Here is a 25,530-nt window from a genome sequence, read left to right on the forward strand (position 1 = left end):
TTCTTTTAATTAAACATTTAATAATGCAATAATAGCAGTCACTGTCACAAGCATTCCAACAGTTGAAAAAGCAAGAATTGAAGATGCTTCTTGTTGATATTGTTTGTATCGAGTAGCAAGCAACACTATCATTGGACCTGATGGCAATGCCGATAACAATAACCCCTGATCAAATGTTGTACTGCCCTTAGTCATATGTAGCAATAAAGCTACTCCAACAAATAATAAGGGCAACCCAATATTTTTTAATAACGCAATCGTAACCACTTCTTTAGTTAATTTAAATTTATTCTCAGCAATCGTCATACCTGCTACAAAAATAGCGATTCCGGCAGTGGCTTCACCAATTAATTTTAAAGAACTAGTTACAATGTCAGGCATATGGATATCTAAAAATACTAAAACAAACGCAAGTAACGGCGCCCAAACAAAGGGGGTTTTAAAGATTGCATCAAAAATGGATTGACCAATCATCTTTGTTAATGAAGTCTTTTTATTAGATGATGAAACATTTAGCTTAATAATTATCGTTGCAAGTGGCACAATAAAAACATTCAGCAATAATGCAATAATGCTGACAGATACACCACCTGATTGTCTATATATACTATCTAATAACGCTGGACCATAAAAAGGACCTGCTGAAAAACTAACTGCTAGTCCTGCGATAGAAGCTTCAATCATATTGCGTTTAAAAATATACTTTGCAACAAATAAACCAATAAAATAAGCAACTAGTAAGCTAATCAATAATGAGATAAACAAGTCAGTATCACCTAGTAACTGTGCTCTTGTTACACTAATTGTCCCTACAAATAATGACGCTGGTAAAGCAAAGTTTAAAACTAATTCATTAATAACACTAATTGAATCACTAGATTTACCGAAAGCTTGTTTTTTTCCAGCGAAAAAACCCAACGCCAATACAAAAATAATAGGTGTAACAATTGTGATAGATTGTAGAATATGCGACATTCATAAACCTCCTTTCTTAATTAATTCATAGAATAACTCTCAAATGAGAACGATTATCGGTTATTTTTATGTTTTTATATGAAATTTTTAAAAAATTTTCAGTAATATCACTAAGGCGTTAAGGTTCTTACTATAAATTATTTTTTATACCTTAAATCCCCAAGCAACATAAGTGACAACTTGTTACTTATTGTGCTATTATTTTCCTTAGTTAATGAGTTAACACTTGAAAGGAGGTCATTATATGCCAAAAGATACATTCCTTAATCTATCTGCACCAAAAAAAGAAAAAATAGATATGATTTTGTTAGATACTTTTTATAACCAGTCTGTTAGTCAAGTAAAAGTCTCGCATATCGTTGAGCAGATGGAAATGTCAAGAGGTGCATTCTATAAATACTTTGTTGATCTAGAAGATGCCTACGCCTATATCGTGAAACAACAATCCCTACTTATTCATCAAGATATTTTAGATTACATTGCTCAATATAAAAATGATTTTTTCCATGGAATCGAACAATATTTGATTTTTTGTTCTCACTTAGAAACAGACAGTGCTTACTGGAAAGGGCTATTGTTACTAACACGAGCGGATTATCAACGTACGATGAAACGATTAGATTTAGACGAATCTTCTTACATGTTAAAGGAATGGGTCAAACTACTACATAACAATGAATTTCAAATCCATGAAACTCAAGAAGCCATTAGTTTTCTTTACTTTATTATGGAGGTTGTCATGAATTCGTTAACAGACTTTATTGTTAATGATTGGACACCTGAAGAGTTAATTATGGATTATCACTATAAAATTAAATGGATTATCAAAGGAATTAAATAGGAGGATTTTTAAATGCAAAAGTTAGCAAGAGCAAGTTTAAGTTATATGATTATTGGGTTAATTAGTGGTGTCTATTTCCGAGAATTGACAAAATTTAACGATTTTGATGGTTGGACGCAACTAAGTGTAGTTCACACACATACATTAATTTTAGGGATGTTTTTCTTTTTAATTGTCTTATTATTAGAAAAGAACTTCAATCTGACTCAACACAAAAATTTTAAAAAGTTTTATGTCTTTTATAATATTGGTTTAGGTGTGACGATACTAATGCTACTAACTCATGGAACAATGACTGTCTTAGGTACTGAGAGTTCTGCTGCGATTAGTGGGATAGCTGGATTAGGTCACATTATTTTAACGGTTGGATTAGGGTTCTTTTTCCAAGTGTTATTACAATCAATCAAAAAAGACTAATTGTCTTTTCAACCAATTAGTGACAAGTTGTTACTAAGTGAAATGAAACGGAGGAAATACATATGTTCTTAGCTTTAAAAGAAATGCGTTACTCAAAGTTACGCTATAGTTTAATAGTTGGTATCATGTTTTTAATCGGACTTGTTGTTTTTTTACTTTCAGGTCTTGCTGATGGTCTATCACAAGAATTTAGACAGTCTGTTGACGACTGGGATGCCAAACAAATTGTATTATCTGATGATGCCAATAATATCTTGGCAGCCTCTCAATTAAAATTAGAAGATGAAAAAGATATTTCATCAAATGATAAAGCTCCTTTATCTCTTTATAGTGGGGCGATTGGTAAAAAAAATGACAAAGTCAACATTAGTTTATTTGGTACAACTGATGATGCTTTCTTTTTACCAAAAGTAACAAGTGGAGAGTCTTTCAAAAAAGATAATGAAGTGATTATCTCTCAAAACTTAGCAGACAAAGGATTTAAACTCGATGATACAATCAAAATTGGAAGCAATGATTTAAAAGTAAAAGTTGTTGGTATTTTCCCATCAACCTCTTACATTGCTACACCTGTTATGTATTCTACTATCAAAACAGCGACTGAAATTAAATTTGGGGAAGAGATGGTTAAAACAACTGATAATTACCCTATCAATGCTGTGTTAAGTAATGCTTCAGATACAACCTTGTCAAATGATTCATTAACCAAACTATCAACACAAAAATTTATCGATAACTTACCAGGATATACAGAACAAAGTTTGACACTTGATTCAATGATTTATGTACTATTCGTCATTGCTTCAGCTGTTATAGGTATCTTCATGTATGTCATCACACTTCAAAAAACCGCTATTTTCGGTGTGATGAAAGTACAAGGGATTAACTCATGGTTCATCTCAAAATCTATTTTGGCTCAATCATTCTTAGTTGGAGTGTTTGGCGTATTACTATCTGGTTTAGCAACTTATGGATTAAGCATGGTTTTACCAGACGCTATGCCATTTGCGATTAACATTACACAGTGGGCCATTTACGGTGTTATTTTAGTCATCGTCTCAACAATTGGTGGATTATTCTCCATTGTTACTGTTAACAAAGTTGACCCTATTAATGCCATTGGAGGTTAGATAAAATGAAAACTATTTTAAATATGTCACATATTACAAAAAAATTTGGTAAAGGTCACAATGAAGTGACTGCCTTAAATGATTTAAATTTCCAAGTAAAAGAAGGAGAATTCATCAGTGTTATCGGGCCATCTGGGTCTGGTAAAAGTACCTTTTTAACCATCGCTGGTGGGTTACAAAGTACAACTAGTGGAAACATTAGTATCAATGATATTGACTTTACTGCATTACCTGAAAAAAAACGTGCGAAATTACGTTTTAATGAAATTGGGTTTATTCTACAAACTTCTAATCTAATCCCTTTTCTTACTATAGAAGATCAATTCACTTTAGTTGGCAAAGTAAAAAAAGAGAAGGTCGACAAAGATAAACTTGATAGTTTGTTTAAATCACTTGATATTGACCATCTAAGAAAAAGTTACCCAAGTGACTTATCTGGTGGAGAGCGTCAACGTGTTGCGATTGCTCGTTCATTATACAATGATCCTAGCCTCATCTTAGCTGACGAACCAACTGCCAGCTTAGATACAGAGCATGCTTACAATGTTGTGAAACTACTTGTTAAAGAAGCACATGATAAGAAAAAAGCAACGGTTATGGTCACCCATGATATTCGTATGATTAAATGGAGCGACCGCGTTTTTCAAATGGAAGATGGCACTCTAAAAGAGGTTCATGATTTTTAATTTACACACCTTAGCCTTATAATGGGTTAAGGTGTTTCTTTTTTGTGTAATTGAAAATAGATACGACTATCTTTTCAATTTGTTTTCATTTAAAATGTATATACTATGACGAAATTTGTCACTATTAAAAAAGGAGTATTACCATGTCAAAAAAAATTCTATCCGTTGTTGTTCCATGTTACAACGAACAAGATACCATTCACCCATATATCAGTCGCATGACTGACATAGAAAAACTATTACCAGAGTTAACAATTGAATATTGGTTTATTAATGATGGCTCAAAAGATAAAACCTTAAGCACATTAAAAGAAATCAGTAAACACTCTGAGAAATATAACTATTTATCCTTTTCTAGAAATTTTGGAAAAGAAGCAGCTCTTTATGCTGGATTAGAACATGCTAGAGGCGATTATATTACTGTAATGGATGTGGATTTACAAGATCCACCAGAACTCCTACCTAAAATGGTGGAATTACTTCAACAAGATGATTATGACTGCATCGGAACAAGACGTGTTACTCGTGCTGGAGAACCCAAAATTCGTTCTTTTTTTGCCAAACAATTTTATAAAATCATCAATAAAATTTCCGATGTTGAAATCGTGGATGGCGCAAGAGATTATCGTTTGATGTCTCGCCAAATGGTGGATGCTATACTCGAATTAAAAGAATACAATCGATTTTCTAAAGGAATTTTTAGCTGGGTTGGTTTCAATACATATTATTTAGAATTTGAAAACATCGAACGCGTTGAAGGAGAAACATCATGGTCATTTTGGGATTTGTTACAATATTCAATTGATGGCATCATCTCTTTTTCTGAGTTTCCATTAAAAATGTCGACTATTTTAGGATTTATATCCTTTGTTACCTCGATTATTGCGTTAATTTTCATCGTCATACGAGCACTTATTTTTGGAGACCCAACGTCTGGATGGCCATCACTTGTTTGTATTATTTTAGCATTAGGTGGTTTACAGTTGCTCTGTCTAGGTGTTGTGGGTCAATATCTTGGAAAAACTTTCTTAGAAACGAAACGACGACCAATATACATTGTTAAAGATAAGAAAATTTCACCTTTGAAGGAGGATTGATGGTGTTACTGAGTATTAAAAAAAGAGGAAAGAAGTATATTCCTTTTATCATCATTACCCTAGTTGCTCTTTTTATTTTGTTACCACAGATTAATACTCGCTTCATCCCTGTAGGTTCTGATATCTCATTTCATTACAATCGCTTTTATGATTTATCTGAACAAATAAAAAGTGGTAACTACAATTATTTCATGTCCTTATATGGCTTTAATAGCAGCGGACGCATTATTAACGCCTTATATGGATATGATATTGCCTTTTTAAACGGATTAATCCTATTTTTCACGCAATCATGGTTAAAATTCCAACTCGTTTCATCCTTTATTTGCCTTATCATTGCCGGTATCGGTATGTACTTTTTAATGCGAGTCTTTGACTGTGATAAACGACTATCAACGATAGGAGCAGCTATCTATATGGCTTCTGCTCCTATCATGTATTATGTTAGAGCTCTAGGTTTTTCTAGTTGGGGAGCAGCCTTTTTACCTTATATTTTTATTCAAGCCATCCGCTCAGTAAAAAATAAAGAAAAGCCAATCAATCCTGTCTTTCTAGGATTATCTATGAGTTTACTGGTAAATACACATATACTTAGTGCTATTTTATCAGTGTTAGCAATTATCCCTTTTTATTTAGTTAGTTTTATCCACTCAGATAAAAAATTAAGCTGGATCAAGCAATTATGCTTGTCTATCCTTATTTTTATCCTACTTTCTTTAAATACATTGGTCGCTTACATAGATGTTTTTTTATCCAACAACATCTTGCAGCCATTTATCCCAAGTTCTTTTATTACAAATGCTACTTATATATCCATTACTGAAATGTATGGTAATCGAAACATCGGAATCTTTTTTGGAACCATTTTTCTGTTTCAACTCATTTACTTTATTCGAAATATCAAACGTACCAATACCTTAGAAAAAATAATGACTGTTGTGGGTGGGATTTTTCTACTACTCTCATCCTCTTTATTCCCTTGGGATAATATTGTTAACCATTATCCCTTCTTATCAGTTATTCAATTTCCTTTTCGTTTTTCAATGATTTCCTATGTTTTATTAGTTCCTGTATTTTTAAAGACAATTCACTCGATGGAACAACATCTTTCTATTAAACAAGCTAAAGTCATTTCACTTTCTTTGATGATACTTGTTGGATTTATCCTTGTTGAAGCAAACAGTAACATGGTTAAAAATGCTCAACGTTGGCAAGATGACCCTGTCGCAATGGGAAATAATCGTCCTAATCTAATTGAAAAAGATCCTGATGTGATTCGAAATAATCTTAGAGGGCCTGATTTGACAAAAGTCTTCGAAACGATTGAAAAAGGAACACCTGATTATCTCCCAATTTCAAAAGAGACTACTAGTCAAGAAATTTATGATGCTATGGATCCCTATGAAGTCTATGAAAAAGAAATTTTTAACAATCAAAAGAACATAACCACTACCGTTTTAGAAAATGGAACGATCCAACTTACCTGGGATAATAAAAAAAATTCAACGAAGAAAAAACAACTGCCTTTAATTGTTTATGACCATAGCATTGTTGAACTCAATGGAAAGCTGTTAAATAAATCAGATTATGAAACATCTGACATTGGTAGTTTAATTATTACACCTAAAAAAGGAAAAAATACGGTTGTATTATCTTATAAGCCCTTTGTAGATATGACTTATGTGCTTATAATTAAAGCAGCAACCACACTAATTGTTATCCTATATTGTCTAAAACATGGTTATACACTATTGATAAAAAGAAAAGAGAGAACTTATGACTAAGATAAAGCATTTTTTTACCCAAACGTTAGGTTTATCTGACACATTATTTGAATTATTTATGTATGTTGTGATGGGAGTCTTTACAACAATCATTAATATTGTCATCTTCTATGTAATGGAAAACTTACTCCATGTTAATTACATTATTTCCAATGTTATTGCGTGGATTTTTTCCGTGTTATTTGCTTATTTATCAAATAAAAAATATGTCTTTGCTCATGAAGATAATACGTATTTCATTAATATCAAAGAAATGATGTCCTTTTTTTCATTTCGCTTTCTATCACTTGGAATTGATACGGTCGTATTATTTGTATTAGTCCAATGGCTCAACCAACAACCACTTATCGCAAAAATTATTAGCAATGTTGTCGTATTAATTGCAAATTATCTATTTAGTAAATTTATCATCTTTAAAAAACCATCCAACTAGGTCACATGAACCTAATTGGATGGTTTTACTTTTTAGATGTTCTTTTTTTATATTCATCTACTAATTTTCTTGATTCTCGGATGTTATCCATATTTTCATCATATTGTTCTAATACATAAACATGGAATAATAAATCAATTAAAATAAATTGAGACATCAACGAACTCGTCGCAGCACTTCTAAGCTCTGCTTCTTTTGATTTCACTGTCTGCATAGAAACATCCACATGTTTACTTAATGTATTCATCCCAAATTGAGAAATCCCAATCGTTTTGATATCATGTTCTTTTGCGATACGGTTTATTTCTAACACTTCCGAAGTCTCACCAGAATGCGATATTCCGATAAAAATCGAATCTGGTGCAGCAGATGTTAAACTGGCTATTAACAAATGAACATCTGCTATGCAAATACACACCTTCCCTATACGATTCCATTTTTGAGCGATATTTTCAGCCACAAGATAAGATGACCCTATCCCATAAACATAGACAAATGGTGCTTTAGAAATCAGTTCTATCGCTTCTTTTAAAGTTTCTTCGTTCACTAATTGAATGGTTTCTTGCATAGATTGATAGGCGTTTCCTAATAGTTTTGCCTTCACATCAGCAATTTTTTCAGTTGGTAAAATATCTGAATATTCTTTTGGAACATCCCACTGTCTCTCTGCAGATAATGCAATTTTTAACTCAGGAAAACTTGGAACATTAATGGATTTACAAAATCGAATCACAGATGCAGGACTTGTCTGAGATTCTTTAGCCAGCTCACTAGCTGTCATTTTTGTGACATCTTCTGGTCTTTCTAACACTAAGTTGGCAATTTTTTTTTCTGATTGTGTTAAATCATTATAGATACTCTTGACTCTTTGATGAATATGTTTGCTTTTCATAAGTATCCCTCCAACCTACATAAGCTATTTACTTCTATTATACTATCATTAAATAGATAAAACTATCCAAACAAAAAACTAGATACTTGATGTTACCTAAGTATCTAGCGAATTATCTTATTTATATGCTGTTTCTACATCTTCCATCATGATTCTTGTTGACTCAATCCCACCTGCAGCCAAATACCAAACATCTGGTGTTAAACTAATCACTTTTCCTTCTTTGCCTGCTGTTGTTTCTTTTACTAAAGCATTTTCTGCTACATTATTTTTACTTGCATCCCCACCAATAGCTTTCGTACGATCGACTACAAACAAAATATCTGGATTTTTTTCTAAAACATATTCATAGGATACTTCTTGTCCATGAGGAGACGGTTTAATGGTTTCGTCTGCTGGTAACACACCAAATCCTTCATAGACAATACCAAAACGTGATTCAGGACCAAAAACTGATAATGAGCCTTCATTCACTAGACTCATCAATCCCTTTTTACCACTTTCTTTTGCTGTTTTTTCTAATGCTTCACGTTGTTTATTTAATGCGTCGATTTTTTCTTTAGCAACATCTTCTTTAGCAAATACTGTTCCTAATGTTTCGATATTCGTCATTGTCGATTCCCACGCTTTTTTACTGTCTACAGCAAGATACAATGTTGGCGCAATTTTTTCTAATTCTTTTTGCATATCTTGTTGACGTCCAGAAATAATAATTAAATCTGGTTGCATAGCATTTATTTTTTCCATATCAGGTTCTTTAATCCCACCTGCTGATTCCACATTTTTGTAACTTGATAAATAACTAGGTAATGTTTTTAGTGGTGCACCTACAACAACGTCCGATTTTCCAAATTCTCTGATCGTATCTAAGGCTCCCATATCAAACACCACCACTTTTTTAGGGTGTGACGCTAACTCTAATGTTTTTCCATTACTGTCTGTTACCTTAACAACTTCTTGTTTTTCACTGGAAGTGTTGGTTGTTGTATCGGATGTTTTAGATGCCCCACATGCCCCCAACATCACTAACCCTATTACTACTAAACTAACTAAACGCCATTTTTTTAATCTCTTCATCCATCTATCTCCTTTTATCTATTCATTAAAATATAAACAAAATCGTTTTCCCTCTAATTCACACACACGCATGTTCATATCATATAAGTCATCTAATACTTCCTTTGTAATAATCTCAGCGGTTGGTCCTGCTTTAAATACCTTCCCAGATTTCATCGCCACAATATTATCCGCATAACTCGCTGCAAAATTAATATCATGCAACACAATCACCACAGTCTTATTTGCTTCATCGACTAACCGACGAATAGTTTTCATCAACATAACAGCATGATTCATATCCAAATTATTTAGTGGCTCATCTAAAAAAATGTACTCTGTATCTTGAGCAAGTACCATCGCAATGTAAGCTCGTTGCAATTGACCACCTGATAGTGTATCAATTGTGTCACTTGCCAAGTCATCTAGTCCTAAATAAGACAAAGACTCATCTATCTTTTTTTCATCAATTTGGGTCAATCGTCCCTTACTATGTGGAAATCGACCAAAGGCTACCAGTTCTCTAACTGTTAAACGTAGCTGAATCCCATTTGCTTGTTTTAATATTGATAACTTTTTGGCAAGTTCATGTTGATTCCACGCCTTCACCTCCTCTCCATCTAAATAAATGCCACCTTGATCTTTATCAAGAAGTCGACTCATCATACCTAATAGTGTACTTTTCCCTGCTCCATTTGGCCCAATAAAAGCTGTCAACGTTTGTGGTAAAATATCATAATCAACTGTATCAACCACACGTTTTTCACCATATTTTTTAACCACTTTTTCAATTTTCATTGTCGTGTTTTCCCCCTTTCAGAGAGTAACTTCCATATAAAGTACACGCCACCACTGAACTCAATCACAACACTTAACGTTGTGTTCATATGAAAGACATGTTCCACTAAAAACTGACCTAACACAAGCATTAATATGCTAAGTAGAGCGGCTAATGTAAACAACCAGTAATGTTTGTATACAGGTAACCATTGATACGTCATATTAGCCACTATAAAACCTAAAAAAGTAATAGGACCAATTAAAGCAGTTGATACAGCCACACTCAAACTAATTAAAACTAAAATAAACCAACGAAATGTTTGGACATTAACCCCTAAATTGATTGCCTGACAAGTCCCTAAATGAAAGACATCTAAAATAGGTGCTACTAACCAAAATAACAAAACAATTCCAATCACAATTGGAATGACAATATATAACAAAGACACATCAACATTAGAAAAACTGGCGAATAATTTTCCTTGTAATTTATCGTATTCATTTGGATCCATTAATACTTGAAAAAACGTGCTAACACTTTTAAAAAATGTTCCTAAAACCATTCCTATCATGAGTAGTAAAAACAAATCTTGAGTTTCTTTCTTCAATAAAAAACCAAATAATGTGACACTAAAAATAACCATTAAACCGACATTTACCCCAAACATTAATAAGGGATGTGACGGTGATTGACCAAAATAAAAGAATAAAATAGTTTGAACTAACACATACAATGAATCAAATCCTAAAATACTAGGTGTTAGAAAATGATTTTGTGTAATGGTTTGAAAGCTTATAGTTGATAAACTCGTTAATAATCCCACTATAATAAAAGCTAGTAATTTTTTCCCTCTAATAGATGACGCAAATTGCCAATTACCATACGTTTGATACGTCATAAATAAAGCGATACTAATTAACACGATAATAACTAAACAAATCACCCTTATATAAAGACTTTTTTGACTCATTTCTTTGCCCCCTTAACAAGTAATATGACAAAGATGATACTCCCTAAAGCACCAACAATTAAACTAACAGGTATTTCATATGGCGGATAAACTACACGAGATAAAATATCTGCCATCACTAAAAAAATGCTCCCCGTAATAGCCGTCAACCACAACGTCTCTTTCATATGGTCACCTAGAAGCATAGAGACAATATTTGGGATAATCACACCCAGAAATGGTAACCCTCCAATTGTAACCAAAATAACACTACTAGCAACGGAAATTAATAATAGACCGATTAAATGAACAAATCTATAATTCATACCAACGGAGATAGAGAACTCTTCTCCCATTCCCACAATCGTAAATTGATACGCATACATATAACAAATCAAAAGAACTGGTACAGTGACATAAATCAACTCATAATTTCCTTTTGAAATGGTTGAAAAACTACCTTGTAACCAAGATGTCATATTTTGAATCAATTGATATTGATAAGCAAAAAAAGTGACAACTGATCCAATAACATTTCCAAACATAACCCCTACAAGTGGTATCATCAATTGATTTTTTCCTGGTAGTACACGGATTAATTGAATGAACAACATCGTACCTAAAAAAGCAAAAACAAAGGCTATTATCGATTTTGTCAAAATAGTGCCATTGGGGAAAAATAACATTGCCACTAACATCCCTAAACGTGCACTATCCATTGTTCCTGCGGTTGTTGGTGACACAAATTTATTTTGAGTCAGATGTTGCATAATTAATCCCGACACGCTAATCGTTGCTCCTGCTATGATTAAACTAATCGTTCTAGGAACACGCGTGGTCCATAACACTAGTGATTGCATCTCGCTTAGTTGAAAGATATCTTGAATAGGAATGCTTTGAACGCCAATAAATAAAGACAGGGTAGCTAGTAATAATAAACTAACTATCGGTATACATTTTTTCATCAAAACTCTCCTAATTGATAATGATTTTCATTTACAGTCAATTCTATCCAAAATTTAACTTAATTGCAATATCTTTTCACAAATTTTCCATGGGATGATATGTTATACTAAAAGTAATTGGCCAATAAAGGAGTGAATAACGATGGGAAAAGATATTCAAGACTATTTAGATAAAGGACTATACGGTAGTCCCCAATTAAAACCTGATGAACAAAGGAAGTTTCTAGGTACTTTTAGAGAAAGAGTTGTCTTTATTTTATCCTTGTCTGATTTAACCTCTGCTTCTTACGAAAATTTTGCAATCAGTCAATTTCAAAAATATCCTGGTGGGACATTGCTTGTTAATGCTTTATTAAAACCAGCTATTCAAAAACAGTTAATCCATCTCACACAAACCAATCACGTGTCTCTAAAATTAGTGGACACAGAAAACACCCTATTAGCTGATCAAGCTATCGTGGTGGTTTATACTCTCAATCATGCTGTTAATAAAGAAAATATTGAATTACCCTTACAAACTAAATTTTCAAACACCACTCGCGATATAAAAAAAGCACCGACTACAACAAAATCTGAAAGTTTTTTTAAGTCCTTATTTTCAAAAAAATAAGATATTAGTTGCTTTATAAAAAAAGTAGTGTTAATATTACTAACAATAATAAAAACGAAAGGATGATCATCATGATAGTAGCAAATCACACAAAAACATGGCAAAACTGGCAAAGATGAAGTTGTGTGTATGCTAAATTTGGCATAGATGCAACTTTTAGAGTACTTTCTAAAAGCATCTATGTCGGTGATTATCTTTAAAATAGATAAAAGACCACACCGTCAATACAAGGACGGTGTGGTCTTTTTTAGAAGTACTCTCTTAGTTGAACAAATAAAAAAACAATATAAGGGAGAGTTTTATTATGGAAAACAATCAAGGATTTTTTGGAAATTATGGTGGACAATTTGTTCCCGAAGAAGTAAAAAAAGCATTGGATGAATTAAATGATTTCTATTTAAATACAAAAGACACTGCCGAGTTTAAGCAAGAATTATCAGAACTATTAACAGATTACTCAGGACGACAAACTCCTCTTTATTTTGCTGAATCTCTCACTCGTCAATTGGGTGGGGCAAAAATTTATTTAAAAAGAGAAGACCTAAATCATCTAGGTGCACATAAATTAAATAATGTGTTAGGGCAAATTTTACTAGCGAAACATATGGGAAAAACAAACATTATTGCCGAAACAGGAGCCGGTCAACACGGTGTGGCAACGGCGGCTGCAGCTGCTAAATTCGGTATGACATGTACCGTATTTATGGGCGAAGAAGATATGCGAAGACAACGATTAAATGTTTTTAGAATGGAACTTCTTGGTGCAACAGTTCAAGAAGTCACTCAAGGTAATGGAACATTGAAAGAAGCGGTTGATGCAGCATTCGACTATTTTATCCAATATCTCGACGATACATTTTATGTCTTAGGTTCAGCAGTCGGCCCACATCCTTATCCAACCATTGTAAAAGATTTTCAAAGAATTATTAGTGAAGAAGCTAGGCAACAAATACTTGAAAAAGAAGGTCGCTTACCTGACTATGTCATTGCTTGTGTTGGTGGTGGCTCCAATGCAATTGGTGCTTTTGCTGAATTCATTCCAGATGAGTCTGTTGTATTAATTGGTGCTGAAGCAGCTGGAAAAGGAACTCATACAACAGAACATGCTGCTACCATGACAAAAGGAACGGTTGGTATTATTGATGGTATGCAGACCTACGGATTATTTGATGACGATGGAAACGTTTCTTCTGTTTATTCTATTTCTGCTGGACTTGATTACCCAGGAATTGGCCCAGAACATGCTTATTTAAGCGATACAAACCGAGCAACGTATGTTCCAATTACTGATCAAGAAGCAGTGGATGCTTTTGTCACTCTTTCAAAAGCAGAAGGCATTATCCCAGCCATTGAAAGTTCTCATGCCGTTGCTGAAGCAATCAAGTTAGCTCCTACATTAGATAAAGATAACATCATTATCATCAACGTCTCAGGACGTGGTGACAAAGATGTCGAACAAGTAGCAGAGTATTTAAATATAACCATTTAAATCTTTTAGGTTAAACTATCAATTAAAAAAAACAAAAATCCTGTAAAATCCGTTTACTAGACAACGAATTTTACAGGATTTTTCATTTTAGAACACGCTTAATCCATTTTAAATGGTTAGTTGTATAAGGTGGATAAATAAACGGAGTCTCTATTTTAGGTGAGGATAATACGGCTCGTTTATGTGAAAAAGTATCAAAGCTATATTTCCCATGATAGTTTCCTATACCAGATTCTCCTACCCCACCAAAAGGCAAATGACCAGAGACAAGATGGAAAATGGTGTTATTAATACTAACACCACCTGATGAAGTATGTGATACTATTTTTTCTTGTTCCTTCTTATCTTGACTAAACAAATAGAGTGCTAGTGGTTTAGGTCGGTCATTTATATGATGAATCACTTCATCTAACGATCGATAAGAAATAATAGGTAAAAGTGGCCCAAAAATTTCATCGGTCATTAATGGGGATTCCCATGTAGAATCATATAATGTCGGTTCAATATAACAAGAAGCAGCATCATACATCCCACCACTAATTAACTCCGTTTTTGATTCTTCCATTAAATGAATCAATCGTTTGGTATGTCGTTCATTAACAATTCGTGAAAAACTATTACTCTGTTTAATATTCGTGCCATAAAATTGTGTCACGGTTTTTTGACACTCATGAGTAAATTGATTTTTAACAGAATCATGCACCACCACATAATCAGGGGCGACACACGTTTGTCCTGCATTCATCATTTTTCCATAGATAATTCGTCTTGCCGCTAACGAAACATCGGCTTTTTCTGTGACAATGGTTGGACTTTTTCCTCCAAGTTCTAACGTTATAGGAGTTAAATGATTTGATGCAGCTTTCATCACACTTTTTCCAACTGTGGTACTACCTGTAAAAAAGATGTAGTCAAATGGTTGGGCTAATAGCTCAATAGTGGTTTCTTTTTCACCTAAAAAAATATCCACATAAGACGAAGGAAACACTTGATGTATCATCTTTTCTATCACCATTGAAAAATTTGGAACCAGTTCTGATGGTTTTAAAATAGCCGTATTTCCCGCAGCTATCGCTCCTACCAATGGTTCGATTAATAATTGAAACGGATAATTGAATGGCCCAATAATCAATACAACACCATAAGGCTCACTAATAACTCGGCTTTTAGAAGGAAGTAAGAATAAAGGCGTTGGCTTTTTTTCCTCTTTCATCCATTTTTTTAATGACTTTTGAGTTGTACGAATACTATTTAAAACAAATCCTATTTCTGTCGCATAAGTTTCTAATGGATGTTTCCCTAAATCTTGTTGTAGCGCTTCAATCATTTCTGTTTCATAAGATAATATAGCCAATCTTAATTTTTCTAATTGTTCTAGTCGAAAACTTAATTCTTTGGTTTGCTGTGAGTAAAAAAAAGTACGTTGGTTTTGCAAGACTGTTTGAACCGTTTTAGTCATCATTCTCATTCTCCTTATTTTAGGATGATTACTTACAGTGTAGCAAATAAAAAAGAAAAAAACCGATATCAGCTTTTTTCTTTAATGTTATTTATATCCAACCATTTCTCTTTAAGCTATTAGCAATACCATCATCGTCTGCACTATCAGTGATTTCTGAAGCTATTTTTTTCAAATTATCTGTAGCATTATCCATAGCTATCCCATAATCCACTGCTTCAAACATAACAATATCATTGTCACCATCACCAAACGCAATTGTTTGTTCTTTTGTCATACCTAATTTTTCTAATACAAACTCAATAGCATTTTTCTTATCAACACCTTTTACTGCAATTTCTCCACTTTGTGGACCAAATAATTCGACAGTTGAATGATACATGTAACATTCGTCTCCAAATTTTTCAGCAATATCAGAAAAAGGAACGGTATTGTTGATAAATGATATTTTATTGACTGTTGTATAGTCAACCTCATCATGTTTATGTGATTCCAATACTTCTTCAAACCAAGCCATTTTATTGATTAAATCATCAAATGGCTCACCCGTATTTTCAGAGATTGTTTTCATCTCTTCTCTGATTTTTCGAACACAATTGTCACTACCAAATAATCCATCATTTGTTTCTAAATAATACCCAATGTCATTTTCTTTAAAATAAGTCAAGATATGGTGAACCACTGTCTCATCCATTGTTTGATGTTTAACAACTTCATCATCTATTACGATGTAGCCCCCACCTGCACCAATGATACCATCAAAGCCTACTTCCAAAATGCTGTCTAGAATTTCTGGTTTTGATCGTCCTGTACAAATGTAAGTCAAATTCCCTTTATCTCTAAAAGCTTGAATACTTTCTTTACTTGAAGCTAACACCTGACCACTACTATCACAAAGTGTGCCGTCTATATCAAAAAAAGCAATTTTCTTCATATTTATCTCCCCTTATTTATTTATTTTTTTGAAAAAATCAAGTCTAGATAAATTATCTAGACTTGTTTCATTTATTATACCATTTTATAGGTTTTCGCCATTAGATTCAATCACTTCTTTATACCAATAGAATGAATCTTTACGATATCTTTCTAAACTACCATTTCCTTCGTCGTCTTGATCAACATAGATAAAGCCATAACGTTTACTCATTTGAGATGTTCCACAACTGATTAAGTCAATACATCCCCATGTTGTATACCCCATTAAATCAACGCCATCTTTGATTGCCTCTTTCATTTGTTCCACATGTTGACGAATGTAATCAATACGATAATCATCATGAATTTTACCATCTTCTGTTAGTTCATCTTTTGCTCCCAATCCATTTTCACAAACAAATAATGGTTTTTCATATCGGTCATATAATTTCATTAAAGAAATACGTAACCCGATTGGATCAATTGGCCAATCCCATTGTGATAATTCTAAATACTCATTTTTAATTGGGCTATCAAATGATCCTGCCAACTTAGCTGCATCTTCTCTGGCTTCTGTTACGTGAGACATATAGTAACTAATGGCAACATAATCAACTGTTCCTTCTCTTAAAATCTCCTCATCGCCTTCTTCCATTACAACATGAATGTCGTTGTCAGCGAAGTATCTTGCCATGTAGCTTGGGTATTCCCCTCTAGCTTGAACGTCAGGATAAAACATATTTAATTGATTTGATTTTAATGCTTGTAATTGATCTTCAGGTTTTGTTGTTAACGCATAAGATTCAATTTGATTAATCATACACCCAATCTTAGCATCTGGAATAATTTCTTTACATGCTTTAACGGCTAAAGCACTTGCTAAAAATTGATGATGTGATGCTTGATAAGTCGCTTGTAATTTTTGTCCAGGAGCGATTAAATCTTCTAGTACACCTGCTCCTGTGTATAGACTATTTAAATTCATATTCATTTCGTTAAATGTAATCCAATATTTTACTTTTGATTTGTAACGAGTTAAGATAACACGAGCAAATTTTTCAAATAATGGAATCAATTCACGGCTAACCCATCCATTATATTTTTCTGTTAAAGTAATTGGCATTTCATAATGTGACATCGTAACCAGTGGCTCAATTCCGTATTTCGCACATTCATCAAACACTTTATCATAGAATGCTAATCCTTCTTCATTTGGTTCAGCTTCTAAACCAGTTGGGAAAATTCGTGCCCATGAAATAGATACGCGGAATGTTTTGAATCCCATTTCTGCCATTAGCGCGATATCTTCTTTGTAACGGTGATAAAAATCAATTCCCCAACGTTTTGGGAATAAATATTTTTCTGGATGTTCTTTATATTCTGCTAATTCCTTAGATGTCACGTCAAATGTAAAGTTATCTACTTTACCAGTTGCATAAGGATCTTTGTATGCTGCATAATCTGAAGTTGATAATCCTTTTCCTCCTTCGTCATATGCTCCTTCAATTTGGTTAGCAGCTGTTGCGCCACCCCATAAAAATCCTTGTGGAAATCCTGATTGTAATTGTTTCATGTTAAATTCCTCCTATTATTCTATCTATATATTATTTATTTAGCTAACAACAATTAATACTTCTTCTTCACCAGCAGTCACATTCTCTCCTTCACCAACTGCTTGGACAACATCTAAAAAGTTTGGTGTGTTTGTCACAATGACTGGTGTGTATAAACTTAAACCTGCTTCAGTAATTTCTTGACGATTAAATGATAATAATTTATCACCACGCGCTACGACATCGCCTTCTTTAACAAAGTATTCAAATCCTTTTCCATTTAACTCCACTGTATCTAATCCAACATGTATTAATAACTCCACCCCATCATTTGAAACAAGGCCGATTGCATGTTTAGTTGGTGTTGTCATGGTAACTGTTCCATCAAAAGGTGCATAAACAAAATCACCTGCTGGGATAACACCTAACCCTTTTCCAACAATTCCTGAAGCAAACGTTTCATCTGGACATGTTGCTAATTCTTTTATTTCACCAGTAAGTGGTGCGATGACTTTATGAGATTTATTTTCTACAATAGATGACTGATCTTCTGTAGTTGTTGACTCTTTATTTTCTACAGCGAATTCTTCTCCGGTATCAAAAGGCATAACAAGCGTCACGATTAGACCTACAACAAAACTTGCCAACACTCCAATAACCGCCCATAAGAAATTGTTAGTTCCTTTTTCGATATAAGTCGGTAAAGCTAATAGTCCAGGAACAGCAAAACTAAATGTTTTTACCACAAATGTTCCATAAATTGCTCCACCAACAGCCCCACCAACCATACTAGCGTAAAACGGTTTTTTTAATTTCATCGTTACACCATAAATAGCTGGTTCAGTTATTCCAAATAAGGCTGGGATAAAAGCTGATACGGCAATTTGTTTCATTTTTGTATCTTTTGTTTTAATTAACACGCCTAATGTTGCCCCAGCTTGAGCCAAGTTAGCAACTAAGTTAAGTGGTAACAACATAATGTCATAACCTAATTTGCCAAGACTTGCAAATGTTCCTGGGAAAAAAGCATAATGCATCCCAGTCACAACAATTAATGGCATCAGACCACCCATTAATGCTCCAGCAACCGGTCCAGCAATTCCAAATAGTTTAGTAAAGAACATTTCAAGGTATGTTCCTATAAATGTACCAAGTGGTGCTATAAAGGCTAAAACAAGTGGTGCTGTGATTAACAAGGTTAACAATGGAACAAAGATAATGGTTAAAGACTTAGGCACAATTTTTTTCGCGTATTTTTCAACATAACTCATCAACCATACACCCAAAATAATTGGTAACACAGACGAAGCATAATTATTCATTGGGATATTTAAAAATCCTAAAAATGTCACACTACTTACTTCTCCGGCATCAGCTAAAGTCATAATCTGTGGATACATTAAAATACCGGCTAACGCTCCTGCCAAAGATGGGTTCGTCTTAAATTTATTTGCTGCAGAGAACGCAACTAAGAATGGTAAAAAGTGGAACGTTGCATTCGATATGGCATCTAATATCATATACGTTGAGCCTTCTGCGTTTAGCATATTAGCCCAAACTAAGATAGCCATAATTCCTTTTAATAACCCACTACCTGTAATCGCTGCTAAAATTGGTGTGAAAATACCTGATATCACATCAAATATTTTATCTAACACATTTCCAGAAGATGATGGTTGGGCAGCTTCTTCACTGATACTTCCGTGAGTGATTTGATCCACTTCTTGGAATACATTTGCCACTTCACTACCAATAATGACTTGGAACTGTCCACTTTGAAATTGCGCTCCCATCACACCATCTAATTGTTTGATTGCTTCAATATTAATTTTTTTACTATCTGCTACGTTAAATCTTAGTCTAGTAATACAATGCCAATTTTGGGTAATATTTTCTTTGCCACCCATTTCTCTAACAATATTTTCTGCTAACTCACGATTATTCATCGTTTTCTCCTCCTAGGATAACTCGTTAAGTTTTATTTTTTTTCAAACAAAAAACCTAAACAAACAAACGCAACACAACACTTGTGTTTACGAAATGCTTGTTTAGGTTTATGCCAATAACTGTTGCACGCCTAATCCAATGCTTGAGTATCAGAAACTACTCGTTCAATATGTATAATTAAATAAACTAACTCATCATTACTCACTTCTAACCCATAATCCGATTGCAACATTTCTTTGATAACTAAACTACATGCGTAACTCTTAGGGTATTGTTCTTTTATAATGTCAAATAATTTCTCATTTTCATTACTTTGTTGCGTTTGATTATGTAACTGTCGATTCATAAAATAACGTATATGGGTAACAAATCGTGAATAATTTAAACTGTCTTTTTTTAGCGAGACATTAAATAATGTCTGGATACTCTTTACTATACTTTTTAAAATTTTGGTAATAAAAATGGTTTCATCCATTGTTTCCACACCGTCTTGAGCATTCACAAAGTGAAGGGCCATAAACGCTGCTTCAGATGGTGGTAATAGTACGTCTAACTCTAATTGAATTTTCTCTAACGCACTTTTTCCTAATTCATATTCTTTCGCGTACAAGAAAGGGATTTCCCATTGCATCGTATTTTCTGGTAAATCAATTCCTTGTTTTTGTCTATCAATCGCACATTGGATATGATCAGCCAAAGCGATTAATAAACTCGCATTTAATTTTTTATTCAGCTCTTTTTCAGCATATGACACAATCTTTTCTGTCACATCTAATACATCTGGTTGAATATTTTCTATTATGGCAACCATGTTTTGATTATCTTTGCTTAAAAAGGTTTTTGTAATGAGTGATTCATCAACTAAATCATTCTTTTTCTTTTTAAAGCCAATACCTTTACCAAATAATACAAACTCTTCATCGTTGTCATTAACTGCTAACACTAAGTTATTATTTAAGGATTTTACTATCGATAGAATTGACATCACCTCATTTTAGGAACAAAAAAACACCAAATCAAAGTAGTCCTATCTACAATGAATTTGGTGGTGCCTGATCGTATCAGTTACACTCCATCTGTTCTGTAAATTAAATATACCACCTTTAGAAAACGGTGTCAACCACAAAAATAAAATAATCTAGAAAAATATTCTAGATTATTTACTGTAAGATAGTTAGTTATTCAACTGTGGGTATAATAACATCAAGACATCCATTGTCAATCGTTGTCCTACACCAGCATAAGGATAAATATGCATATGCATTGCTGGGTTGAAATTAGCCTCAATGATACCATATGTTTGAGCATCTTGTTTATTACCATGAATCGTACTATCTGGAATAATTAAATCTATCCCACAAATTTTAGCTCCTAACGCTTCCACAGCAGATTCGGCTATGTGTTTATAACTATCATTCATCTCTTCTGTCACATCTAGTGAGTCGCCACCTGTACTAACATTTGAATTTTCACGAAGAGACACACGTTGATCTTTTTCAGGAATACTCATTGGTGTTAGACCTTGTTCTTTTAACATCAATTGTTCAATATCACCTAGCTGTATTTTTTCTAACGGTGCTCGGTGATGTGTACCACGTAAGCTATCTTTATTTTTTTCTGCTACTAGCTCAGCTACCGTCTGTCTACCATCCCCTAATACATTGGCCGGTGTTCGTAACATAACGGCTCTTGTCTTTCCATCTAGTACAAAAAAACGATACTCTGTTCCGGGAAGAAATTCTTCCACTAAAATACTATCATCTTCACTAAAGGCAATCCGAACCGCTTCATCATAATCCTCTTTTGTTGCACCTTCTTTAAAAATAGAAATACCCAATCCATAATTAGTTGATTTAGGTTTTACAACAATGGGACTATCTTTAAAAATAGGATAAGAGATTAAGGCTTCATCCACTGTTGAAAATTCTTTTCCTCCAGGTACATGGTAGCCAGCTTTAGCTAGAACTTTTTTTGTGACTGTTTTATTTTCCATCATAAGTGGTACAACATATGAATCTCGACTCGTCATATTAGCATTTTTAACATATTCAACTTGACCATCAAATGATAAACGTAAAAATTGATCCACCCGATCCATCACTTCCACTTTGACCCCTTTTTGTATCGCATCAAACATAAAAATTTGAGTTGATAACTCCATATCTCGATAACCTGCTAATTGATACGGTTTTTCAAAAGCTTGGTCATAATAAAGATTCGCAAAATGACGTCCAAATTCTTCGTTAGTCCAACTTTTTTCTGTCATTACTTCTAACATTTGCCCTGCTAATGTTTTATTAGGATAAGCTAATACTGTTTTTGCTTCATTCAATAAATCAGAACAATCAAAAGGTGTGGTTAATTGAGTGTTTAGTTGCATCAGTTTTTCTAATAACCACTCACCTTCTTCTTGAAACATGGTTTTTTCTAGTGGATGCTCTAAAGATACTTTATTGTTGTATTCTGTCCCTAAATCGAGCATCTGTTTGGCATCAGTTGATTCTTCATCTAAAAATAATAATGTCAGCAAGAATAAATGTAAAAATCGTAAGGTACTTTCTGAAACACCAGTACGTTCAAATGGATTCAAATCAATATTACGAATTTCAATGTAACTAACACCATGTGTCAATAATTCTTCTACATTATCACTACCACGTAAACGAACAGAAGAATAAAATTCTTTTGTTTCAATCAACTCACCATTATCGACCAACTCTTCCAAATCTGAAACATATTGATCGATGGTTTGATAAGACACTTCAATCTCCGGTCGGTTTGTATAGCCATACTCACTATTTCGAATACTTCTTACAGGTTGTTCTGGTTCTTTATCTGTAAAATATCTCTTATCAGCATAAGGGCTTGCGCCAAATAAATAGGTGATTAACCAACGATAACGTAAATATTGACGTGAAACTTTTAGATAAACATCTGTTCTAAATAACGTAAAATCACTATACTCTGTTTGGATTTGAAATAAATTTAATAATAAATCATGAGAAAATTCAAAATTATAATGGATACCACTCACCATTTGTTTTCTTTTGCCATAAACTTTTGCTAGATAACGACGATAGTTAATATCCCCTTGATTTTCTAATTTTGCAATTTTAATATCACGATCATCTTCAGGTAAATCTGGCGGCATACTAATAGGCCACAATCTTTCGCCATTTTCCATTGAACGCACTACCACATCATGCAACGCTTCTAACTGCTCGATAGCTCCTTTATCCGTATCAAAAACTTGTGTTATCAGTTCTGTTTGGGTCTCACTAAAATCTGTTTGAATATATGGATGAAAACTACGACTACCTAAAGAAGTTGGATGGTCTGTTGTTGCTAATTGACCGTCAGATGTGACACGTTGACTTTCTTTTTCTAATCCTATTTTAAATCCAGAAAGAACGGATTGGATTCTTTCATCTGTTAAATGTATTTGTAAACTTTTCATTGTCTTTGACCTTTTCCCTTTGTCTTTTCTAGTGAATATTATATCATTCCATGTTTTCAAACCATAATTTTTTGTTTATCCTACCAAAAAAAGTCAGCCATTTATGTTTAACATAAACGACTGACTTTTAAATGATTAATTAAGCTTTTGCTTTCGCTTGTTTTCTTTTAAGTAATGTTCCAAGAACAATCGCACTAATAAATGCTCCTAAAATAATGAATAATAGGTACATCAGTGGATTACTTACCAACGCAATAACAAAGATACCACCATGAGGCGCCATTAATTTAATCCCTAACGCTCCCACTAAACCACCAGTTACAGCCGCTCCCACAATAAAACTTGGAATCATACGTAATGGATCTGATGCGGCAAAAGGAATCGCTCCTTCAGTAATAAATGAGAATCCCATAATTAAGTTTGGTATAGCTGATTCTTGTTCTTTTTTAGTAAATTGATTTTTAAACAACATAATTGCAATAAAGATTGCTAATGGTGGAACCATACCACCCGCCATAACTGATGCCATCACCACACTACCACCACTTTCAACAGTTGCTGCAAGTGTTCCTGTACCAAATAAGTAAGCTGCTTTATTGATTGGACCACCCATATCAATAACCATCATACTTGCAAGTAACGCACCTAATAATGCTGCATTTCCACCTGAAAGATTAGCTAAGAAATTATTCAATCCATTGTTAATAGCAGACATTGGAATATTAATAAATAACATTAAAAATCCGGTAATCAATAAGCCAAATACTGGATAAAATAGAATAGATTTAATCCCATCTAATGCTTTTGGTAATCCTTTAAAAATAAATTTCAAGAATACAATCACATAACCGGCAAGGAAACCACCAACTAAAGCGCCCAAGAAACCTGAAGGAATAGTGTCAGTTAATTGACCAAATGCCACCCCACTTGCTGACATAGCACCTGCAGCAAAACCAACAACCAAACCTGGTCGATCAGCAATACTTGACGCAATAAATCCAGCTAAAACTGGTAACATGAAACCAAATGCAGTGTCCCCAATTGTTTTAAAGTAAGCCGCAATTGGATGATACGTTCCTAATTGACTTAATTGATCTTGTGGCACACCCATCATTTGGTCGATTAGGAAGGCTAAAGCAATCGCAATCCCACCACCGATAACAAATGGTAACATGTGACTAACACCGTTCATTAAATCTTTGTAGATTTTAGCTCCAACTGAACCTGACGTTGTTTCTTCGCTAGATTCTTCATTTCCACTTGATGAGTGGTGATAAACAGAGGCACTACCGTCAGTTGCTAAACGAAGTAATTCTTCTGTTTTCTTGATTCCATCACTTACTGGACGGTTAACTAATTTTTTACCTTCAAAACGAGCCATTTCAACATTTTTGTCAGCTGCGACAATAACACCTGTTGCTCTTGCGATTTCTTCATCAGTTAATTTGTGTTTAACCCCTTCAGAACCGTTTGTCTCAACTTTAATGTTAATACCCATTTCTTTTGCTTTGTTTTTCAATGCATCTTCTGCCATATAAGTATGAGCAATACCTGTTGGACAAGCAGTAACAGCCACAACAAATGGAGCATCTTCCACTTCTTCAACAACTTCTTTTTCTTCTTCGTCTAATTTTTTCTCTGCTTTATCAACAATTGATAATACTTCATCAGGTGTATTGGCTTCTTTCAAATCAGCAATCATTCCTGGATTTAGTAATAAACGAGAAAGACTAGCTAATGCTTGTAAATGGGTATCATTTGCGCCTTCTGGAGCCGCAATCATAAAGAATAAATAAGTTGGTTGCCCATCTAATGCTTCATAATCTAAGCCTGCTTTGCTTCTAGCGAATAAAACAGTTGGTTTAACTACCGCTTTATTTTTAGCATGAGGCATAGCGATTCCGTCACCTAAGCCAGTTGTTGTTTGTGCTTCTCTAGCTAATATCCCTTCTTCAAACACTTCTTTGTCATCAATACGGCCTGTTTCATACAATTTGTTTACCATCTCTGTGATGGCGCCTTTTTTATCAGTGGCTTTTAAGTCCAAGATCATACAATCTTTAACTAACAAGTCATTAATTTTCATTTTATTTC

Annotated in this window: 22 protein-coding genes; 9 read left to right on the plus strand and 13 right to left on the minus strand. The window is 33.7% G+C overall.

Translation table 11 applies throughout. The annotated features are described in order from the left end of the window. Nucleotides 1-9: 9 nt before the first annotated feature. Nucleotides 10-975: an AEC family transporter gene (locus CBF36_RS04050; RefSeq protein WP_125956852.1), complete on the minus strand. Its 966-nt coding sequence runs from the start codon at nt 973-975 to the stop codon at nt 10-12. Nucleotides 976-1,219: 244 nt separating this feature from the next. Here CBF36_RS04050 and CBF36_RS04055 point away from each other — a divergent pair, with 244 nt between their 5' ends. From CBF36_RS04055 to CBF36_RS04085, 7 genes are all read left to right on the plus strand, one after another. After that, on the plus strand, nt 1,220-1,816 hold the full coding sequence (locus CBF36_RS04055) for a TetR/AcrR family transcriptional regulator (protein ID WP_125956853.1): 597 nt from the start codon (nt 1,220-1,222) through the stop codon (nt 1,814-1,816). A 12-nt stretch (nt 1,817-1,828) separates the two neighbouring features. Next, entirely contained in the window at nt 1,829-2,233 is a 405-nt protein-coding gene (locus tag CBF36_RS04060) for a DUF2871 domain-containing protein (RefSeq protein WP_125956855.1), read from the plus strand. A 62-nt stretch (nt 2,234-2,295) separates the two neighbouring features. Further along, nucleotides 2,296-3,363 carry an ABC transporter permease gene (locus CBF36_RS04065; RefSeq protein WP_125956857.1) on the plus strand — a complete coding sequence of 356 codons (1,068 nt, stop codon included), beginning with the start codon at nt 2,296-2,298 and terminating at the stop codon, nt 3,361-3,363. 5 nt (nt 3,364-3,368) lie between these two features. Then, nucleotides 3,369-4,049 (plus strand): ABC transporter ATP-binding protein, encoded by a 681-nt coding sequence (locus CBF36_RS04070; protein WP_125956859.1) that lies wholly within the window; start codon nt 3,369-3,371, stop codon nt 4,047-4,049. 143 nt (nt 4,050-4,192) lie between these two features. After that, nucleotides 4,193-5,146 carry a glycosyltransferase family 2 protein gene (locus tag CBF36_RS04075; protein ID WP_125956861.1) on the plus strand — a complete coding sequence of 318 codons (954 nt, stop codon included), beginning with the start codon at nt 4,193-4,195 and terminating at the stop codon, nt 5,144-5,146. A 2-nt stretch (nt 5,147-5,148) separates the two neighbouring features. Beyond that, nucleotides 5,149-6,930, plus strand: coding sequence for a glycosyltransferase family protein (locus CBF36_RS04080; RefSeq protein WP_125956863.1), 1,782 nt, complete (start codon nt 5,149-5,151; stop codon nt 6,928-6,930). Next, a complete protein-coding gene (locus CBF36_RS04085) occupies nt 6,923-7,363 on the plus strand; it encodes a GtrA family protein (protein WP_125956865.1) in 441 nt (146 codons plus the stop codon). The genes CBF36_RS04080 and CBF36_RS04085 overlap by 8 nt, the downstream gene beginning before the upstream one ends. A 25-nt stretch (nt 7,364-7,388) precedes the next feature. Here the strand turns inward: CBF36_RS04085 and CBF36_RS04090 are convergent, their stop codons facing one another. The 5 genes from CBF36_RS04090 to CBF36_RS04110 form a co-directional block, all read right to left on the minus strand. Continuing rightward, nucleotides 7,389-8,255: a MurR/RpiR family transcriptional regulator gene (locus CBF36_RS04090; RefSeq protein WP_125956867.1), complete on the minus strand. Its 867-nt coding sequence runs from the start codon at nt 8,253-8,255 to the stop codon at nt 7,389-7,391. A gap of 117 nt (nt 8,256-8,372) precedes the next feature. After that, nucleotides 8,373-9,332, minus strand: coding sequence for a siderophore ABC transporter substrate-binding protein (locus CBF36_RS04095; RefSeq protein WP_125956869.1), 960 nt, complete (start codon nt 9,330-9,332; stop codon nt 8,373-8,375). An 18-nt stretch (nt 9,333-9,350) separates the two neighbouring features. Next, nucleotides 9,351-10,109, minus strand: a complete 759-nt coding sequence (locus tag CBF36_RS04100) for an iron ABC transporter ATP-binding protein (RefSeq protein ID WP_125956871.1) — start codon at nt 10,107-10,109, stop codon at nt 9,351-9,353. Then, entirely contained in the window at nt 10,106-11,062 is a 957-nt protein-coding gene (locus CBF36_RS04105) for an iron chelate uptake ABC transporter family permease subunit (RefSeq protein WP_125956872.1), read from the minus strand. The genes CBF36_RS04100 and CBF36_RS04105 overlap by 4 nt, the downstream gene beginning before the upstream one ends. Further along, nucleotides 11,059-12,006, minus strand: coding sequence for an ABC transporter permease (locus tag CBF36_RS04110; protein ID WP_125956874.1), 948 nt, complete (start codon nt 12,004-12,006; stop codon nt 11,059-11,061). The genes CBF36_RS04105 and CBF36_RS04110 overlap by 4 nt, the downstream gene beginning before the upstream one ends. A 142-nt stretch (nt 12,007-12,148) precedes the next feature. Here CBF36_RS04110 and CBF36_RS04115 point away from each other — a divergent pair, with 142 nt between their 5' ends. After that, on the plus strand, nt 12,149-12,616 hold the full coding sequence (locus CBF36_RS04115) for a DUF1694 domain-containing protein (protein WP_125956876.1): 468 nt from the start codon (nt 12,149-12,151) through the stop codon (nt 12,614-12,616). Between the two features lie 304 nt (nt 12,617-12,920). Beyond that, nucleotides 12,921-14,105, plus strand: coding sequence for a tryptophan synthase subunit beta (gene trpB / locus CBF36_RS04120; protein ID WP_125956877.1), 1,185 nt, complete (start codon nt 12,921-12,923; stop codon nt 14,103-14,105). Nucleotides 14,106-14,187: 82 nt separating this feature from the next. Here the strand turns inward: trpB and CBF36_RS04125 are convergent, their stop codons facing one another. From CBF36_RS04125 to CBF36_RS04155, 7 genes are all read right to left on the minus strand, one after another. Then, nucleotides 14,188-15,567, minus strand: a complete 1,380-nt coding sequence (locus CBF36_RS04125; protein ID WP_243637971.1) for an aldehyde dehydrogenase — start codon at nt 15,565-15,567, stop codon at nt 14,188-14,190. An 88-nt stretch (nt 15,568-15,655) separates the two neighbouring features. After that, nucleotides 15,656-16,498 (minus strand): HAD family hydrolase, encoded by an 843-nt coding sequence (locus CBF36_RS04130; RefSeq protein ID WP_125956879.1) that lies wholly within the window; start codon nt 16,496-16,498, stop codon nt 15,656-15,658. An 84-nt stretch (nt 16,499-16,582) separates the two neighbouring features. After that, nucleotides 16,583-18,052, minus strand: coding sequence for a glycoside hydrolase family 1 protein (locus tag CBF36_RS04135; protein ID WP_125956881.1), 1,470 nt, complete (start codon nt 18,050-18,052; stop codon nt 16,583-16,585). Nucleotides 18,053-18,091: 39 nt separating this feature from the next. Beyond that, entirely contained in the window at nt 18,092-19,978 is a 1,887-nt protein-coding gene (locus CBF36_RS04140) for a beta-glucoside-specific PTS transporter subunit IIABC (protein ID WP_125956882.1), read from the minus strand. Between the two features lie 131 nt (nt 19,979-20,109). After that, nucleotides 20,110-20,964: a PRD domain-containing protein gene (locus CBF36_RS04145; RefSeq protein WP_243637972.1), complete on the minus strand. Its 855-nt coding sequence runs from the start codon at nt 20,962-20,964 to the stop codon at nt 20,110-20,112. Nucleotides 20,965-21,153: 189 nt separating this feature from the next. After that, nucleotides 21,154-23,436: a bifunctional glutamate--cysteine ligase GshA/glutathione synthetase GshB gene (gshAB, locus tag CBF36_RS04150; RefSeq protein ID WP_125956884.1), complete on the minus strand. Its 2,283-nt coding sequence runs from the start codon at nt 23,434-23,436 to the stop codon at nt 21,154-21,156. A gap of 139 nt (nt 23,437-23,575) precedes the next feature. Further along, on the minus strand, nt 23,576-25,522 hold the full coding sequence (locus CBF36_RS04155; RefSeq protein WP_125956885.1) for a PTS fructose transporter subunit IIABC: 1,947 nt from the start codon (nt 25,520-25,522) through the stop codon (nt 23,576-23,578). Between the last annotated feature and the right edge of the window lie 8 nt (nt 25,523-25,530).

Origin of the sequence: Vagococcus bubulae, assembly GCF_003950315.1 — a bacterium.
Taxonomy (GTDB): Bacteria; Bacillota; Bacilli; order Lactobacillales; family Vagococcaceae; genus Vagococcus; species Vagococcus bubulae.

Coding starts and splice junctions, on each gene's coding strand:
- CBF36_RS04050 (WP_125956852.1), bottom strand. CDS start 975: ATGTCGCATATTCTACAATCTATCACAATTGTTACACCTATTATTTTT.
- CBF36_RS04055 (WP_125956853.1), top strand. CDS start 1,220: ATGCCAAAAGATACATTCCTTAATCTATCTGCACCAAAAAAAGAAAAA.
- CBF36_RS04060 (WP_125956855.1), top strand. CDS start 1,829: ATGCAAAAGTTAGCAAGAGCAAGTTTAAGTTATATGATTATTGGGTTA.
- CBF36_RS04065 (WP_125956857.1), top strand. CDS start 2,296: ATGTTCTTAGCTTTAAAAGAAATGCGTTACTCAAAGTTACGCTATAGT.
- CBF36_RS04070 (WP_125956859.1), top strand. CDS start 3,369: ATGAAAACTATTTTAAATATGTCACATATTACAAAAAAATTTGGTAAA.
- CBF36_RS04075 (WP_125956861.1), top strand. CDS start 4,193: ATGTCAAAAAAAATTCTATCCGTTGTTGTTCCATGTTACAACGAACAA.
- CBF36_RS04085 (WP_125956865.1), top strand. CDS start 6,923: ATGACTAAGATAAAGCATTTTTTTACCCAAACGTTAGGTTTATCTGAC.
- CBF36_RS04090 (WP_125956867.1), bottom strand. CDS start 8,255: ATGAAAAGCAAACATATTCATCAAAGAGTCAAGAGTATCTATAATGAT.
- CBF36_RS04095 (WP_125956869.1), bottom strand. CDS start 9,332: ATGAAGAGATTAAAAAAATGGCGTTTAGTTAGTTTAGTAGTAATAGGG.
- CBF36_RS04100 (WP_125956871.1), bottom strand. CDS start 10,109: ATGAAAATTGAAAAAGTGGTTAAAAAATATGGTGAAAAACGTGTGGTT.
- CBF36_RS04105 (WP_125956872.1), bottom strand. CDS start 11,062: ATGAGTCAAAAAAGTCTTTATATAAGGGTGATTTGTTTAGTTATTATC.
- CBF36_RS04110 (WP_125956874.1), bottom strand. CDS start 12,006: ATGAAAAAATGTATACCGATAGTTAGTTTATTATTACTAGCTACCCTG.
- CBF36_RS04115 (WP_125956876.1), top strand. CDS start 12,149: ATGGGAAAAGATATTCAAGACTATTTAGATAAAGGACTATACGGTAGT.
- trpB (WP_125956877.1), top strand. CDS start 12,921: ATGGAAAACAATCAAGGATTTTTTGGAAATTATGGTGGACAATTTGTT.
- CBF36_RS04125 (WP_243637971.1), bottom strand. CDS start 15,567: ATGATGACTAAAACGGTTCAAACAGTCTTGCAAAACCAACGTACTTTT.
- CBF36_RS04130 (WP_125956879.1), bottom strand. CDS start 16,498: ATGAAGAAAATTGCTTTTTTTGATATAGACGGCACACTTTGTGATAGT.
- CBF36_RS04135 (WP_125956881.1), bottom strand. CDS start 18,052: ATGAAACAATTACAATCAGGATTTCCACAAGGATTTTTATGGGGTGGC.
- CBF36_RS04140 (WP_125956882.1), bottom strand. CDS start 19,978: ATGAATAATCGTGAGTTAGCAGAAAATATTGTTAGAGAAATGGGTGGC.
- CBF36_RS04145 (WP_243637972.1), bottom strand. CDS start 20,964: ATGTCAATTCTATCGATAGTAAAATCCTTAAATAATAACTTAGTGTTA.
- gshAB (WP_125956884.1), bottom strand. CDS start 23,436: ATGAAAAGTTTACAAATACATTTAACAGATGAAAGAATCCAATCCGTT.
- CBF36_RS04155 (WP_125956885.1), bottom strand. CDS start 25,522: ATGAAAATTAATGACTTGTTAGTTAAAGATTGTATGATCTTGGACTTA.